Source organism: Pseudomonas sp. MWU318, from assembly GCF_016756945.1.
Taxonomy (GTDB): domain Bacteria; phylum Pseudomonadota; class Gammaproteobacteria; order Pseudomonadales; family Pseudomonadaceae; genus Aquipseudomonas; species Aquipseudomonas putida_A.
Genome location: NZ_JAESJL010000004.1, coordinates 25,668 through 41,258, shown reverse-complemented (window position 1 = coordinate 41,258; position 15,591 = coordinate 25,668). Strand labels below are relative to the sequence as shown.

The 15,591-nt window shown below is 61.9% G+C and carries 19 protein-coding genes; 8 read left to right on the top strand and 11 right to left on the bottom strand.

From position 1 onward, the window contains the following. Positions 1-56: 56 nt before the first annotated feature. A complete protein-coding gene (locus JN524_RS11155) occupies positions 57-344 on the top strand; it encodes a SelT/SelW/SelH family protein (protein WP_027613985.1) in 288 nt (95 codons plus the stop codon). Here the strand turns inward: JN524_RS11155 and JN524_RS11150 are convergent. Together JN524_RS11150 and JN524_RS11145 are read right to left on the bottom strand one after the other, a co-directional pair. Further along, the gene (locus JN524_RS11150; protein ID WP_202369367.1) at positions 338-1,231 is read right to left on the bottom strand and encodes a DMT family transporter; all 894 of its coding nucleotides are present in this window, start codon (positions 1,229-1,231) and stop codon (positions 338-340) included. The two genes, JN524_RS11155 and JN524_RS11150, sit on opposite strands and share 7 nt — an antisense overlap. Before the next feature lie 151 nt (positions 1,232-1,382). Further along, on the bottom strand, positions 1,383-2,147 hold the full coding sequence (locus tag JN524_RS11145; RefSeq protein WP_202369366.1) for an AraC family transcriptional regulator: 765 nt from the start codon (positions 2,145-2,147) through the stop codon (positions 1,383-1,385). A 136-nt stretch (positions 2,148-2,283) separates the two neighbouring features. On the opposite strand from JN524_RS11145, the gene JN524_RS11140 reads away from it, so the two are divergent. Beyond that, positions 2,284-3,099, top strand: a complete 816-nt coding sequence (locus JN524_RS11140; RefSeq protein WP_047292436.1) for a UDP-2,3-diacylglucosamine diphosphatase — start codon at positions 2,284-2,286, stop codon at positions 3,097-3,099. A gap of 97 nt (positions 3,100-3,196) precedes the next feature. On the opposite strand, the gene JN524_RS11135 is transcribed toward JN524_RS11140, so the two are convergent. Further along, complete coding sequence (locus JN524_RS11135) at positions 3,197-3,787, bottom strand: HD domain-containing protein (RefSeq protein ID WP_202369365.1); 591 nt, start codon at positions 3,785-3,787, stop codon at positions 3,197-3,199. Between the two features lie 26 nt (positions 3,788-3,813). Continuing rightward, positions 3,814-4,125 (bottom strand): DUF962 domain-containing protein, encoded by a 312-nt coding sequence (locus tag JN524_RS11130; RefSeq protein ID WP_003222750.1) that lies wholly within the window; start codon positions 4,123-4,125, stop codon positions 3,814-3,816. 164 nt (positions 4,126-4,289) lie between these two features. Here JN524_RS11130 and JN524_RS11125 point away from each other — a divergent pair, with 164 nt between their 5' ends. After that, the gene (locus JN524_RS11125; protein ID WP_202369364.1) at positions 4,290-5,345 is read left to right on the top strand and encodes an AraC family transcriptional regulator; all 1,056 of its coding nucleotides are present in this window, start codon (positions 4,290-4,292) and stop codon (positions 5,343-5,345) included. Here the strand turns inward: JN524_RS11125 and JN524_RS11120 are convergent. Next, positions 5,302-6,756 (bottom strand): TrkH family potassium uptake protein, encoded by a 1,455-nt coding sequence (locus JN524_RS11120; RefSeq protein WP_123589074.1) that lies wholly within the window; start codon positions 6,754-6,756, stop codon positions 5,302-5,304. The genes JN524_RS11125 and JN524_RS11120 overlap by 44 nt on opposite strands. Before the next feature lie 121 nt (positions 6,757-6,877). On the opposite strand from JN524_RS11120, the gene JN524_RS11115 reads away from it, so the two are divergent. Next, positions 6,878-7,444: a nitroreductase family protein gene (locus JN524_RS11115; protein WP_098967781.1), complete on the top strand. Its 567-nt coding sequence runs from the start codon at positions 6,878-6,880 to the stop codon at positions 7,442-7,444. A gap of 191 nt (positions 7,445-7,635) precedes the next feature. Here the strand turns inward: JN524_RS11115 and JN524_RS11110 are convergent, their stop codons facing one another. The 6 genes from JN524_RS11110 to JN524_RS11085 form a co-directional block, all read right to left on the bottom strand. Continuing rightward, entirely contained in the window at positions 7,636-8,976 is a 1,341-nt protein-coding gene (locus tag JN524_RS11110; protein WP_202369363.1) for an ATP-binding protein, read from the bottom strand. 165 nt (positions 8,977-9,141) lie between these two features. Next, positions 9,142-9,591 (bottom strand): Spy/CpxP family protein refolding chaperone, encoded by a 450-nt coding sequence (locus tag JN524_RS11105; RefSeq protein WP_041073072.1) that lies wholly within the window; start codon positions 9,589-9,591, stop codon positions 9,142-9,144. Between the two features lie 245 nt (positions 9,592-9,836). Continuing rightward, the gene (locus JN524_RS11100) at positions 9,837-10,514 is read right to left on the bottom strand and encodes a response regulator transcription factor (protein ID WP_007966021.1); all 678 of its coding nucleotides are present in this window, start codon (positions 10,512-10,514) and stop codon (positions 9,837-9,839) included. Positions 10,515-10,521: 7 nt separating this feature from the next. Then, positions 10,522-10,932 carry a translation initiation factor 2 gene (locus tag JN524_RS11095; RefSeq protein WP_027613976.1) on the bottom strand — a complete coding sequence of 137 codons (411 nt, stop codon included), beginning with the start codon at positions 10,930-10,932 and terminating at the stop codon, positions 10,522-10,524. Between the two features lie 297 nt (positions 10,933-11,229). After that, a complete protein-coding gene (locus tag JN524_RS11090; RefSeq protein WP_007966019.1) occupies positions 11,230-11,529 on the bottom strand; it encodes a YciI family protein in 300 nt (99 codons plus the stop codon). 1 nt (position 11,530) lies between these two features. Next, positions 11,531-12,127, bottom strand: coding sequence for a septation protein A (locus tag JN524_RS11085; RefSeq protein WP_027613975.1), 597 nt, complete (start codon positions 12,125-12,127; stop codon positions 11,531-11,533). 87 nt (positions 12,128-12,214) lie between these two features. Between JN524_RS11085 and JN524_RS11080 the strand changes: the two genes are divergently transcribed. The 4 genes from JN524_RS11080 (at position 12,215) to scpB (ending at position 15,532) form a co-directional block, all read left to right on the top strand. After that, positions 12,215-13,078, top strand: coding sequence for a PHP domain-containing protein (locus JN524_RS11080; RefSeq protein ID WP_202369362.1), 864 nt, complete (start codon positions 12,215-12,217; stop codon positions 13,076-13,078). A gap of 13 nt (positions 13,079-13,091) precedes the next feature. Then, the gene (locus tag JN524_RS11075; protein WP_007966016.1) at positions 13,092-13,721 is read left to right on the top strand and encodes an L-threonylcarbamoyladenylate synthase; all 630 of its coding nucleotides are present in this window, start codon (positions 13,092-13,094) and stop codon (positions 13,719-13,721) included. A gap of 123 nt (positions 13,722-13,844) precedes the next feature. Beyond that, complete coding sequence (locus JN524_RS11070) at positions 13,845-14,543, top strand: segregation and condensation protein A (RefSeq protein WP_171061841.1); 699 nt, start codon at positions 13,845-13,847, stop codon at positions 14,541-14,543. A gap of 11 nt (positions 14,544-14,554) precedes the next feature. After that, positions 14,555-15,532, top strand: a complete 978-nt coding sequence (gene scpB / locus JN524_RS11065) for an SMC-Scp complex subunit ScpB (protein WP_202369361.1) — start codon at positions 14,555-14,557, stop codon at positions 15,530-15,532. The last annotated feature ends 59 nt before the right edge of the window (positions 15,533-15,591 follow it).

Here is a 15,591-nt window from a genome sequence, read left to right as displayed (position 1 = left end):
AAGCGATAAAGCCGGCTATTATAGCGGCGCCCTCTGTCTCAGGAGTTTCAGCGAACATGTCTGCTGCAAAACCGGAAATCGTCATCACTTATTGCACCCAGTGCCAGTGGCTGCTGCGCGCCGCGTGGCTGGCACAGGAACTGCTCAGCACCTTCGGCGATGACCTTGGCAAGGTCTCGCTGGTGCCGGGCACCGGTGGGGTGTTTCACATCAGCTGCGACGATGTGCAGATCTGGGAGCGCAAAGCCGACGGCGGCTTTCCCGAGGCCAAGGTGCTCAAGCAGCGGGTGCGCGATCAGATCGACCCTGAGCGCGACCTCGGCCACAACGACCGCACTCAGTGAGACGCGGCTTCGGCGGCCACGGTTTTCTTGTCGGCGCTGCCTGACATCCGCGCCGAGACCACGATGGCGACGATGATCAGCGCCCCCCCGATCAGCATGCGTACGGTCGGGTTTTCATCGAACAGCAGCCAGGCGACGGTGATACCGTAGACCGGCTCCATGGCGAACACCACGGCGGCGGTGCGCGCCTTGATCACCGCGAGGCTGGCGACAAACAGGCTGTGGGCGACACCGGTGCAGAACACTCCGAGCAGGCCGATCCACAGCCAGTCCAGCGCGCGCACTTCGCTCAGTTGCGGCGCAGCCACCGGCAGCAGACACAGCGCCACCACCACGTTCTGGCACAACGCGGCCTGCACCGCCGGGATGCGTCCGGAGCTGGCGCGGTTGGTCAGCGACAGCAGGGCGAACAGCAAGCCCGACAGCACCGCCCAGAGCAACCCGGTGGTGGCGCCGCTGGCCAGATCGAACGCCGGAGTTACCAGCACCAGACCGACGCTGACCAGCACCACCAGCACGATTTCATTGGCGCGGATGCGTTCGCGGAAGATCAGCCCTTCGAGAATCACCGTGAACGCCGGGAAGCTGGCAAAGCCCAGCGTCGCAATCGCCACCCCGGCGACCTTCACCGCGATGAAAAAGCTCACCCAGTGCCCGGCCAGCAACACGCCGCTGAGCACCAGGCGCCGCCAGTCGACCGCCTGCAGTTTCTGCCAGCCGTGCTGGCTGGCGAAGCGGGCGAAAAAGGCCAGGGCGAGCACGGCAAACGCTGCACGTCCGAAGACGATCACCGCCGGCGAGGCGGCAGCGAGTTTGCCGAACACACCGGTCAGACCGAACATCAGAGCGCCAATGTGCAGGGCGCCGAGGGCGGTACGCGGAGTCATTGCAATCCTTAATCCGAACACAGATTCAATGTAGGAGCTGCCGCAGGCTGCGATCTTTTGATCTTGAAAAGTCACAAGATCGCAGCCTGCGGCAGCTCCTACACGTGAATGCACATTGAAACGTGTTGCGGCTCGCAAATCTGTCGGCGAACTAGCGTTTTTTGTCGCAGGAGTCGCGGCGTAACTGCCCCGGCGAAGCGCCGAACTCGCGCAGCACTGCCGCCGCGAACGCACTTTGCGAACTGTAGCCGACCCGGCAGGCGATTTCGCCGATGGGCAGCGCCGTGTCACGCAGCAGGCAAACCGCCTTGTGCAGCCGTCGGCTGCGAATGTAGTCCATCGGCGTCTGCCCGCATTCGGCCATGAACCGCGCGTGCAGCCGGGCGCTGGATAGCCCCGCGATCTGCGCCAGATCGGCCACTTGCAGCGGGTAGGCGGCGTATTGTTCGATGTGCGCATCCAGCGCCGCATACGGCAGGCGCCGCGCCGAGAGTTCGGCAGGTCTGGCGTGATTCAGGCTGGCGAGCAGCAACACTGCGCCTTGCTGGGCGATCAGCGGATCACTGACCGGGCTGTTCGCCAGCCAGTTGACCAATTGGCTTTGCCCGGCATCAAGTGACAATCGCGCAGGCTGGTCGAGCAAGCGCTGACTGGCGTCGGCATGCTCGCCCAGCGAATCGTTCAGCCATGGCCCGTCGGGCACGTCCAGCACCAGACAACGACTGCCATCGGGGCTGCCGCAAGCGTGATGCGCGCCGCCGGGAACCACCACGAAACTCTGCTGGCGCACCTGACTGCCCTGACCCTCGACTTCGAAATCCAGCGCGCCGGACAGACCGAACACCAGTTGCGCGTGGTCGTGGCTGTGGACGATCAGGTCGTGGGTGTATTGGCGCAGAGTGAGGATCGGGCGCATGGCAGAGGTCTCCGAAGTGAGCGCCAGTCTACACCGGGGCGACGGGCTTGAGCGCTGTCACACGACTGACGCCTGCCTGTCATGGTCGATTCACCCGGCACGTGCACAGTGGCGAAAACATCGCAGAGGGTTGCCCATGACCAGCGCCGAGCTCGCCAGACCCAGCCGCAAACAACGGGTGCGTACCTTGTGGATTTCCGACGTGCACCTGGGCACGCGGGATTGCCAGGCCGAGCACTTGTCGCAATTTCTCAAGGGCTACCACGCCGACAAGATCTACCTGGTCGGTGACATCATCGACGGCTGGAAGCTGCGCGGCGGCATGTACTGGCCGCAGGCGCACACCAACGTGATCCGCCGCCTGCTGACCATGAGCAAGCGCGGCACCGAAGTGATCTACGTCACCGGCAATCATGATGAGTTCCTGCGCCGTTATTCGAAGCTTATCCTCGGCAACATCCAGTTGGTCGATGAGGCGGTGCATGTCACGGCCGATGGCCGTCACCTGCTGGTGATCCATGGCGATCAGTTCGACGTGATCACCCGTTATCACCGCTGGCTGGCCTTCCTCGGCGACTCGGCCTATGAGTTCACCCTGACCCTCAATCGCTGGCTCAATCACTGGCGAGCGCGTTATGGCTACGGCTACTGGTCGTTGTCGGCCTACCTGAAACACAAGGTGAAGACGGCGGTGAGTTTCATCAGCGACTTCGAAGAAGCCATCGCCCACGAATGCGTTAAGCGCGAATTGCACGGCGTGGTCTGCGGGCACATTCACCATGCCGAGATCCGCAAGGTGGGGGAGGTGGACTACCTTAACTGCGGCGATTGGGTGGAGTCGTGCACGGCGTTGATCGAGCACTGGGACGGCACGATCGAGCTGTATCGCCTGGCGGATGCGCAGGCGCGGGAGGCGCAGCTCAAGGCGGCCAAGGTTGCTGAACTCGCTTAAAAGCAAAAGATCGCAGCCTGCGGCAGCTCCTACAGGGATTGCATTCCAATGTAGGAGCTGCCGAAGGCTCGGGCCGCGATCGGACGATCTTTTGATCTTAGGCCGGGCTGTGTTCTTCCATCGCGGCCTTGTAAATCGAGTGCTTCGGTTGCGCAAACAACCTTTCCATCATTGGCTCAAAGAAGCTTAACGGCAGGCTGTCATACGCTGGATCAAACGCCGCCGCATCGTATTTGGCGCAGAACTCCGCCGTGGCCTGATACTGCGGATGCGCGGCGAATTGCTCGCGCAGATGCCGATCCATGCCCAGATGATGGAAGAAGTAGTAGCCCTGAAAGATCCCGTGCTTCTCGACCATCCACAGATTTTCGGCACTGACGAACGGCTTGAGAATCGCCGCCGCGATGTCCGGGTGGTTGTAGGAGCCGAGGGTGTCGCCAATATCATGCAGCAGCGCACAGACCACGTATTCCTCGTCACGCCCGTCGCGATAGGCGCGGGTCGCGGTTTGCAGCGAATGGGTCAGGCGATCCACCGGGAAGCCGCCGAAATCACCTTCGAGCAACTTCAGGTGCGCGACGATCCGCGACGGCAATTGCCGGGCGTAAGCGCTGAAGTCCGCGGCGATGATCGCCCAGTCTTCTTCGGTGCCGTCCTGCATGTGGGTGAAGCGCGCATTGGCGTTCATCGGCAAGCCTCCAGGTGGGTCGGGTTTCAGAACGCCACGCGGCCGAGGATCATGTCGCGGTACATGACGAAATCGCCGAGCAGGCTGTACAGCGGATGCTGGAAAGTCGCCGGACGGTTCTTTTCAAAGAAGAAGTGACCGACCCAGGCAAAGCTGTAACCGGCCAGCGGCAGGGCCAGCAACAGCAGCCAGGCGCCTTTGGCGATGGTCATGGCCAGAATGAAAATCACCAGCGTGGTACCGATGAAATGCAATCGTCGGCACGTACTGTTGGCGTGTTCGCTGAGGTAATACGGGTAGAACTCGGCGAAAGTGTTGAATTGCTTGATGTTTTCCACGACTGCGATCTCTGTGGTTATTGTTCTGACGGCAAGTTGTTCGGCGGGTAGCTTATTTGAGTCTAGAGTGAACACTGGCATCAGCCAGTGACAATGGGCGCCACTTTAGTATCCTTCGCAAATCGGGTCGTAACATGCGATCCATCATGTAAAAGAATAACGCCATGAGCGAACGAACGACTTCTGCAAGCTGGGCGATGGGGATTGTCAAAGCATTGGAGATGGACGGCCTGGATTGCCGGGTACTGTTCAAGCAACTGGGGCTCGATTACGCCGCCCTGAATGATCCGGATGCGCGCTTCCCGCAAGATTCCATGACCCGCCTCTGGCAACGGGCGGTCGAGCTGTCCGGCAATCCGGCAATCGGCCTGAACATGGGCAAGGTGGTACGCCCGGCGTCGTTCCACGTTGCCGGCTATGCCTTGATGTCGAGCAACACCCTGGCCGAAGGCTTTCAACGCCTGGTGCGTTATCAGCGGATTATCGCCGAGAGCGCCGACCTGAGTTTTCGTCTGCTCGAAGAAGGCTATGCGCTGATTCTGACGGTGCATGGCGATCACCTGCCGCCAACCCGGCAGAGCGCTGAAGCCTCGCTGGCCTGTGCGCTGGGCCTGTGCGGCTGGTTGACCGGGCGCACCCTGCACCCGGTCAAAGTGCTGTTTCAGGGCGACGAGCCCGCCGATCTGCAACCTTACCGACAAGCCTTCCACGCGCCGCTGATGTTCAACGCGCCGTACGATGCGTTGATTTTCGAACGGGCCGACATGGAAGCACCACTGCCCACCGCCAACGAGGCCATGGCGCTGCTGCACGACCGGTTTGCCGGGGAGTATCTGGCGCGGTTTTCTGAAAGTCGCGTGACCCACAAAGCGCGCCAGGTGTTGTGCCGTTTACTGCCGCAGGGCGAACCCAAGCGCGATACCGTGGCGCAGACCCTGCACCTGTCGCAGCGCACCTTGCAGCGCCGTTTGCAGGAGGAGGGCACCAGTTTTCAGCAGTTGCTCGACGACACTCGCCGCGAGCTGGCCGAGCAGTATCTGGCGCAGCCGAACATGACCTTGCTGGAGATTGCCTATCTGCTGGGGTTTGCCGATCCGAGCAACTTCTTCCGTGCGTTCCGCCGCTGGTTCGACACCACGCCCGGCGATTACCGGGCGCGGCTGTTGCAGGCGCCGGTCAGTGACGCCAAAAGGCCGGAATACACAGCACAAACACCGTAATAATCTCCAGTCGGCCGAGCAGCATGCCGAACGACAGGATCCACTTGGCCGCATCCGGCAAGGTGGCAAAGTTGCCCGCCGGGCCGATGGTCTCGCCCAGGCCCGGGCCGACGCCGGACACGGTGCTGGCAGCGCCGGTCAACGCGGTCATCCAGTCGACGCCGAGCAGCGACAGCAGCAGGGCGATCACGCAGATGGTGATGGCGAAGAAGAACGAAAAGGTCAGGATCGAACGCACGATCTCTTCATCGAGACGGTGGCCGTTGTACTTCTGCTTGATCACCGCGCGCGGGTGAATCAGCTGGTTAAGGTTGGCCTTGAGCAGGATGTAGGCGACCTGAAAACGGAAGATCTTGATCCCGCCCGCCGTCGAGCCGGAGCAGCCGCCGACAAAGCCCAGATAGAAAAACAGCATCAGCGAAAAGTTGCCCCACAGGCTGTAGTCGCCGAGGGCAAAACCGGTGGTGGTGACCACCGACGTCACGTTCAGCGCTACGTGCCGCAGCGCTTCCAGCCAGTGCAGCTTGGTGGTCCACCAATACCAGGTGCCGAGCACCAGCCAGGTCACCAGCAACATACCGAGCAAACCCTGCACCTGTTGATCCTTGATCAGCGCCTTGCGATTGCCACGCATGGTCGCGACGTACAGGGTGAACGGCAGGCTGCCGAGGATCATGATGACCACGGCGACCCAGTGCACTGCCGGTTGCGTCCACTTCGCCAGGGACTGGTCGGAGGTCGAGAAACCGCCGGTGGAAATCGCCGACATCGCGTGGTTGATCGCATCGAACGGGCTCATCCCGGCCCACCAGAACGCCAGGCTGCCGAGGATGGTGATACCGACGTAGGCCGCCACAATCAGGCGCGCCACCATGTGCGAGCGCGGCATGACCTTTTCCGAGCGGTCGGACGATTCGGTCTGGAACAGGCGCATGCCACCGATGCGCAGCAACGGCAGAATCGCCACCGCCATGCCGATGAAGCCGATGCCGCCGAGCCAGTGCAGCAGCGAGCGCCACATCAGGATCCCCGGCGACATGGTGTCGAGCCCGCTGAGCACGGTCGAGCCGGTGGCGGTGATGCCGGACATGCTTTCGAAGAACGAATCGGTGTAGCTGATGTGCTGGGTCAGCAAAAACGGCAGCGCGGCGAAAATACACACCACCAGCCAGCTGCTGACGGTCAGCAGATACATGTCGCGCGGGCGCAGGTGAATGTGTTCCGGGCGGCCCGGAATCACCAGTGCGAGGCCGGCGACGAAGGTAATCATGCTCGCCCAGAGAAACGACGGCAGATCGCCGGTGCGCTCGAAAATCACCAGGGTGGCCATGGGCACGACCATGGCGATGGCCAGGGTGATCAGGAAGATGCCGATGATGAAACCAATGATCCGTAAGGTCGGCAACGCCATGAAGTCCGCTCGGGCTGATGTAGGAAGGGCGCCATTCTACCCGTGGGGCAGGGCATGTAAACCGGCACCCTGTTGCCGGATACCGCTAGAATAGCCGCACATTTTTCTCAGGAGGTGGCCGATGCAGGCTCTCGACGCTTTGCTCAACCGTGTTTCCGTTCCACGCCTGGTCGAACCGGCCCCTACCGCCGAGCAGCGCGAAGCCCTGTTTGGCGCAGCCCTGCGCGCACCGGATCACGGCCACTTGCAGCCGTACCGTTTCCTCACCGTCGAAGGCGCGGCACGTGAGCAAATGGGCGAGTTGCTGGCCGAAGCGGCGCAGATGCAGGAAGGCGAAGTCACTGAAGCGATGATCGACAAGGCGCGCAACGGCCCGCTGCGGGCGCCGCTGGTGGTCGTGGTGATCGCGAAACTGCAGGACCACGTCAAGTATCCGAAGGCCGAGCAGTTGCTGGCGGCGGGGTGTGCGGCGCACGGGATTCTGCTGGCGGCGTATGCGCAGGGGATCGGGGCGGTGTGGCGCACCGGTGATCTGGCGTATTCGGCGCACGTGGCCAAGGGGCTGGGCCTGGCTGAAGACGAACAAGTGATTGCCTTTCTGTACCTCGGCACGCCGCAGAAAGAGCCGCGTGTGGCGGAGAAGGTCGATCTGGCCGAGTTCGTCAGCGCCTGGCCTTCCAAGGCCTGAACATCAAAAGCCCCTCACCCTAACCCTCTCCCGGAGGGAGAGGGGATTGATTGGGGAATGCGCCAGGGATGCGCCGAGCGGAGCGATCTTCACTGAATCTATAATCGACACGGTTTGCCAGGTCGATGCACTTCGTATAACACCTCGGTCGGCTCCCTCTCCCTCCGGGAGAGGGCTGGGGTGAGGGGCTTTTAAGGCTGGACAATTGCCCCTGGCACCAACGGCAATTCCAGACTGGCGACAAACCCGCCGTCTGGATGATTGGCCAGCAGCAGACTCCCGCCATGCCGCTCCGCCGCGCGCCTGGCAATCGCCAACCCCAGACCATGTCCCGGCGCCGTCTGCCCCGGCGCCCGGTAGAACGGCTCGCCCAACTGGCTCAGATGCTCGGCCTGCACCCCCGGCCCGTGGTCGCGCACGCTCACCACAATCCGCTCGCCCTGACGTGTGGCCTGCATTTCGATTGCCTGTCCCACCGGGTTGAAGCGTTGGGCGTTGCGCAGCAGGTTGTCGACGGCGCGCTCAATCATGGTCGGCCATCCGGTCAGTGTCAGGTGTGGTTCGACATCCAGGCGCACGGTCTGCTCCGGCGAGCCAAGTTGCGCGTCTTTCTGCAAGGTGCCGAGCAGCGCATTCAGGTCTACCTCTTCAGCACTGGCGTTGTCGGCATCGACTCGCGCCAGCACCAGAATCTCGCTGATCAGCGCTTCCAGCCGATCACATTCGCGGGTCAGGCGTGGCCAGAGCTTTTCCCGTTCTTCCGGATTGGCCCGTTCGGCCAGTGCCAGCGCAATCCGCAGTCGCGCCAAAGGTGAGCGCAGTTCGTGGGACACATCGCGCAGCAACTGACGCTGACTGCCGATCAGGCTTTGCAGGCGCGCGCCCATGCGGTTGAAGTCGTTGGCCAGCACGCCGAACTCATCGCGGCGGTTGGCCAGTTTCGCCAGGCTGTTCTGTTGATAGGTGGTCTGCCCCAGATCATGCACCGCGCCGCGCAAACGGCTGAGCGGGCGGGTGATGGAGAAGGTCACCAGCAGGCTGAACAGGGTCAGCACCACCAGCGCAATGCCCAGCGCACTCAGCGGCCAGAGCAGGCTTTCGCGGTGCCAGGCGTCGAGTTCCGGGTGCGGGATGCGGAAGATGAACAGGTAGGTGTCGCCGGTTTTTTCGCTGGTGAATTCGTCGGTCAGGCGGCGCCAGGGCAGGCGTCGATCATCGTTGTTCTGCCGGGCTTCGAAAGCGGCGGCCCTGCGAGGGAAGGTGCCACGCACTACCGGGTCGCCGCTTTCGTTCAGCACCTGGACATCGATGTGATATTGGCGCTTGCGTTGTTCGAGGATGTCCTGCGCGGCATCCTCGCCCTGGGCTTCGTAGGTTTGCGTCCATTCGGCGGCCAGAGTGTTGAGGCCCGGATGCCGGCTGAGGATCCACGCGTCCTGGTTGAGCATGTGCCCGAGCAGAATCGACAGCCCCGCCACCAGAGCGATGGCCAGCCAGAAACTCGCGAGAATACGCCAGAACAATGAACGCACAGAAAATCCTCGAAACAGACACGAAACCCCTGTAGGAGCTGCCGAAGGCTGCGATCTTTTGCTTTTAAAGATCAAGATCAACAGATCGCAGCCTGCGGCAGCTCCTGCAGGGATTGGATGTAAACAGGCCCGACGGGGTAAGCCGTCGGGCCTGTGATTAGAACATTATTGCGCTTTTTGCGGCTGTTGCGCTTTCCACGCTTTGAACTCGGCCCATTCGGCGCGGCGTTCAGCCTGTTTCTTCTGGATCTCGTCGAACTTCTTCTGTTGATCCGGTTTCAGCAGGTTGCGTACGTCAGCTTCGGCTTTCTTGTGGTTGGCGGCCATCTCGTCCTTCATGGCTTTCTGGTCGGCCGGGGAGAGTTTTTCCAGGTACTTCTCGACTACCTGGCGACGCTCGTGCATCTGCTCGCCCATGATCTTGCGGATCTGATCGCGCTGTTCGCGGGTCAGGTCGAGTTGGCTGTACGGGCCTTTGCCGTGTTCGCCGTGCATCTGACCGCCGTGGCGTGGGCCGTCGAGCGGGCCACCCATCGGGCCACCATCCTGTGGCATGGCCATGGCGACGGTTGGCAGAGCGGCAGCGAACATCAGAGCGATAAGAGTCTTGCGCATGGTGTATCTCCTTGTCTCGTTCCCGGTACGTTCCGGATGAGTTCAGATTACGGAGATCAAGGTCAGCGGCGGTCAGCGCTGCGTAAAGCTTGGGTAAAGACGCTTTGTTTCCAGCCTTACACAAATCCCCTGTAGGAGCTGCGGCACGCTGCGATCTTCTGATCTTCAAAAGCAAAGATCGCAGCCTTCGGCAGCTCCTACAGGGGGGCGTCGTTGTGTCGGACGACCTCGTCGCGGTGGCTGGATCAGAGGCTGTAGTAGTAACCACGGCTGCGCAGGGCGACGATCCGCGGGCGGCCGTCGGGGTGGGGGCCGATCTTCTTGCGCAGGTTGCTGACATGCATGTCGAGGCTGCGGTCGTACAGGGTCAGCTTGCGACCGAGGGCCAGTTGCGCCAGTTCCTGTTTGTCCAGCGGCTCGCCGGGCTGCTTGAGCAGGGCTTCGAGCAAACGACTTTCGGAAACGGTGAGGGTCAGTTCTTTCTCGTCGATGCTGACCACGCCACGCACCGGGCTGAAGCTCAGGTCGCCCAGTTCGAGCTGGGTCGATACGGCGGCCGGGTGACTGCGGCGCAGCACGGCGCGCAGGCGCGCGGTGAGCTCACGCGGATCGCAGGGCTTGGCCAGGTAATCGTCGGCGCCCAGCTCCAGACCGAGAATGCGATCCAGCGGTTCGCCCCTGGCCGAGAGCATCAGCACTGGCAAGTCGGCGTGTTCACTGCGCAATTGCTTGAGCAGCTCCAGACCGCTGCCGTCGGGCAGCATCACGTCCAGCACCACCGCCGCCGGGGCGGATTCGGCCAACGCTTTGCGCGCGCTCTGGCCATCGTGGCAGGCGCGTACCTGGAAGCCTTCCTGGCTCAGCCAGCTACTCAGGAGTTCGCACAACTCCTGGTCATCATCAATCAGTAACAGCTCGCTCATGACTCACTCAATTTAGCCATTGCCGACGTTTTCGGCTTGCTCCACTGGCAAAGATACCGCACAGCAGCGCCAATAGCGCTACCCCGGCGCCGGTGACGAACCATTGCTGCTGTTCGGTCAACAGACGCGGCAAGGGACTTGCCTGGGCTTCCTTGAGTTGCAGCTTCAGGCGCTGATTCTCCTGGCGCAACCGGGCGAGCTGGGCGCTTTCGCGGGTGTTGTCGGCATTTTGCAGTTGTTTGCTCAGTTCTTCCCGCTGCTGCTCGCTGGCCTTCAGGCGCTGCTGCAGTTCGGTAATCTGACTGCCGGCACTTAACGACAATGGCGTGGAGCTGCCGCTTTCGGTGGTTTCCTCACCATGGGCGGGCGCCATGATCGACAACGTGACCCACATCAGACACAACGGACCTTTGCGCATTGCGATTCCTGCTTGCAAATGGATATTGGGCAGGTTGTCGGCAGGCAAACGAGAATAATGAGCGATTGAGAGCGGTTAGAACCGGGAAGGTTCAGTGCTTGGAGTGGATTGAGTGTGGCGAGAGAGCTGTTGTGGTGAGGGGATTCAGCGAAACGTCGCACCGCCCCGATGGGCTGCGAAGCAGACCTGAAATGGGAGCATGCGGTGTGTCAGGCACACCGCATTGGATGGCTTTGGGTTGCTGCGCAACTATCGGGGATAAATCCCCTCGCCACAGAGTCCCTCGATATTCCTTGGTTACGGCAAGACTTGCTTGAACGGCTTGACGATCACGTTGGCGTACACGCCGGCGGCGATGTACGGATCGGCGTCGGCCCAGGCCTGGGCGGCGCTCAGGGAGTCGAATTCGGCGACGATCAGGCTGCCGGTGAAACCCGCAGCGCCCGGGTCATTGCTGTCGACCGCCGGGTGCGGGCCGGCCAGTACGATGCGGCCTTCGCCCTTGAGCACTTGCAGGCGTTCGAGGTGGGCCGGGCGCGCGGCGAGGCGGGCTTCGAGCGAGTTGGCGACGTCGGTGGCAATGATTGCGTAGAGCATGTCAGTCCTCGGTTTTTGGCGTTGTGGTATCGGCGTCATGCAGATGGCGAGACAGGTAGATGCCCTGACCGACCAGGAACAGCACGGTCATGCCCAGGCTGCCGAATACCTTGAAGTCGACCCAGATGCTCTGGAAGGTGAATGCCACGAACAGGTTGGCAGCCCCGCAGAACAGGAAAAAGGCGATCCAGGCGATGTTCAGGCGGGTCCAGACCGGATCCGGCAAGGTCAGCGCGTGGCCCATGATGCGTTTGATCAGCAGGCGGTCACCGATGAAGTGGCTGCCGATGAAAGCCAGGGCGAACAGCCAGTTGACCACCGGGGCTTTCCATTTGAGGAAGGTCTCGCTGTGGAAGGCCAGGGTCAGGCTGCCGAACACCAGGCAGGCGATCAGGGTCAGCCATTGGCTCTTTTCCAGCTTGCGCTGTTTGATGAACAACGCGCCGTAAACCACCAGGGAGCTGATGATCAGCATCGCCGTGGCGCTGTAAATACCGCCTACAGTGACCTCGTGACCGGCGATATCGACAACCCGTGGATCAAGTTTGTAAACGATGAAGAACAGCAGAAGCGGGATGAAATCGATGAATTGTTTCACAGTGAGAGCCAGAAGCTGGATGTGGCGGCATAATAACAAACATATGGGCGCGCGATAGCGCCAGCTGATTTGAGGTTACAACTCCCCGTGAATGTTGATTTGCACTGCCACAGCACGGCCTCCGATGGCGCCCTGGCGCCGGCGGTTCTGGTTGCGCGTGCGTTTGAAAACGGCGTGCGAGTCCTGGCGTTGACCGATCATGACACCCTCGAAGGCCTCGCCGAAGCGCGCAGCGCCGCCGAAGAACTGGGCATGCAACTGGTCAATGGTGTCGAACTGTCCTGCACCTGGGGCGGCGCGACCATCCATGTGCTGGGCTACGGTTTCGACGTCAACGCCGCGCCATTGGTCGAGGCCATCGCCAAATTGCACGATGGCCGCTGGCTGCGGTCGGAAGAAATAAGCCGCAAGCTCGGCCTCAAAGGTATGCCTGGTGCCCTCGACGGTGCCCGGCAGATCCAGCAGGAGCTGGGCGACAGCGGCAACGCCCCGGCCCGTCCGCATTTTGCCGACTGGATGGTGCGTGAAGGTTTTGTAAAGGATCGCGCCGAGGCGTTCCGTAAATGGCTCGGCGCCGGCAAGCTGGGTGACGTCAAGCAGCACTGGCCGACCCTGGAAGACACCGTCGGCACCCTGCGTGCCGCCGGGGCGTGGGTCAGTCTGGCGCATCCATGGCACTACGATTTCACCCGCAGCAAGCGCCGAAAGCTGATTGCCGACTATATTCAAGCGGGCGGGCATGCAATCGAAGTGGTCAATGGCCATCAGCCTGCGGAACAGGTCGGCAGCCTGGCAATCCTTGCCCGCGAGTTCGGTCTGCTGGTCAGCGCCGGCAGTGATTTCCATGGCCCTGGAGGCTGGTCCGAGATTGGCCAGTACCGGCCGGTTCCCGAGGACCTTCCACCCCTGTGGTGTCGGTTCAAACATGACACAGATATTGCCGCCGTCTGAACAGGTAGAAAACGTGAGTCAATTTTTCCAGATCCATCCGGAAAACCCGCAAGCGCGCCTGATCAAACAGGCGGTCGAGATCATCCGCAAGGGCGGGGTGGTGATTTATCCCACAGACTCTTCCTACGCCATCGGTTGCCAGATCGGCGACAAGACCGCGATCGAGCGCGTGCGCCGTCTGCGTCAGCTCGACGAGAAGCACAACTTCGCGCTGATCTGCAGCGACCTGTCGCAACTGGGCAACTACGCCAAGATCGACACCGGCACCTTCCGCATTCTCAAGGCGCATCTGCCGGGGCCTTACACTTTTATCCTCAACGCCACCCGTGAAGTGCCACGGCTGTTGCTGCATCCGAAAAAACGCACCATCGGCCTGCGGGTGCCGAGCCATCCGATTGCCCTGGCGTTGCTGGCCGAACTCGGCGAGCCGCTGATGAGCGTGACCCTGATCATGCCCGGCGATGAAGATCCATTGAGCGACCCGTACGAAATGCGCCAACTGCTTGAACATCAGGTGGACCTGATCATCGACGGCGGTTTTGGCGGGATCAAGGCGTCCACCGTGATTGACCTGACCGGCGACGACCCGGAAGTGATCCGCGTCGGTTGCGGCGACCCCGCGCCGTTCATGGTCGAGGCCTGAATGTCCGCAGTGGAAACCGTTGTCGATCCGCAGGCCGGCGCCCAGCAGGAATTGCCGTTTGCCATGGTCTATGGCCAGGCGGTCACGGAAATGCCGCTGGACCTGTACATCCCGCCGGATGCGCTGGAAGTGTTTCTCGAAGCCTTCGAAGGCCCGCTCGACCTGCTGCTGTACCTGATCCGCAAACAGAACATCAACATCCTCGACATCCCCGTAGCGGAAATCACCCGCCAGTACATGGGCTATGTCGAATTGATGCAGTCGGTGCGTCTGGAGCTGGCCGCCGAGTATCTGGTGATGGCGGCGATGCTGGCCGAGATCAAGTCACGGATGCTCCTGCCGCGCGCCGAAACCGTCGAAGATGAAGAGGACGACCCGCGCGCCGAACTGATCCGTCGCCTGCAGGAATACGAGCGCTTCAAGGCTGCCGCCGAAGGCATCGATGGCCTGAGCCGGGTCGGTCGCGACGTGGTCGTGCCCAAGCTCGACGCCCCCGAAGCCCGGGCGCGCAAGCTGCTGCCGGACGTTGCGCTGGAAGAGATTCTGATGTCCATGGCCGAGGTGCTGCGCCGGGGCGATATGTTCGAGAGCCACCAGGTCAGCCGCGAGGCACTGTCGACCCGCGAGCGCATGAGCGATGTGCTGGAACGGCTCAAGGGCGGCGGCTTTGTGCCGTTCGTCGAGCTGTTCACCGCCGAGGAAGGTCGCCTCGGCGTGGTGGTGACCTTTATGGCAATCCTTGAGCTGGTCAAGGAATCCTTGGTCGAGCTGGTGCAGAATGAGCCGTTCGCCGCGATCCACGTGCGAGCCCGAGCCGAATAACGAGTCGAAACATGAACCTGACTGAACCCCGCGAGCTGGCGCCCCTGCTTGAAGCCTTTCTGTTGGCCTCGGGAAAACCGCAATCGCTTGAGCGCCTTTACGAACTGTTCGAAGAAGGCGAACGACCGGAACCTGCGGTTTTCAAGAAAGCCCTGAGCCTGCTGGCCAAGTCCTGCGAGGGCCGCGCGTTCGAGCTCAAGGAAGTCGCCTCCGGCTACCGCCTGCAGATCCGCGAGAAGTTTTCGCCGTGGGTCGGACGTTTGTGGGAAGAGCGGCCGCAGCGCTATTCCCGGGCGCTGCTGGAAACCATGGCGCTGATCGCCTATCGCCAGCCGATCACCCGCGGCGAGATCGAAGACGTACGGGGCGTGGCGGTCAACACCAACATCGTCAAGACCCTGATCGAGCGCGAGTGGATCCGCATCGTCGGTTACCGCGACGTGCCGGGCAAGCCGGCGATGTTCGCCACCACCAAGGCGTTTCTCGATCACTTCAATCTGAAGAATCTTGAAGACCTGCCGCCGCTGGCTGAGCTGCGCGAGATGGAGACCGAGCCGGTCCTCGATTTCGACGACGCACCGGTACCGCAGGGCCTGCAGGAGCAGTCCGACGCCAGCGCCGAGCCGGAAGAACTGAAGGAAGAAACCAGTTTCCATACGCTGTTGCTGGAGCTGGACAGCATGGAAGAGGGGATCAAGACCGACTTCGATGATCTGTTGCGCGATGCCGCGGATGGCGAAGCGTCGACGACTGAGCCTGAAACAGAGAGCGTCGAGCCGACGAGTGAAGTTGAACCTGAGGCCGAGCCTGAAGCCGAACCGGAAGAGGACATTCTTGGCGTTGCCGAAGCCCGGGAGAAACTCCTGGCTGCTGTCGCCGCCCTCGAACAACCGGCGCCGGAGCCTGAACCCGAGCTGAGCGAAGAAGAAGCCGAGGCCCGTGCGCTGGCGGAAGCCATCGAGGCCGAACGCCGCGAGTTCGAAGACTGAGGCGCGCCGAAAAGATCGCAGCCTGCGGCAGCTCCTACATTGGAATGCAGTCCCTGTAG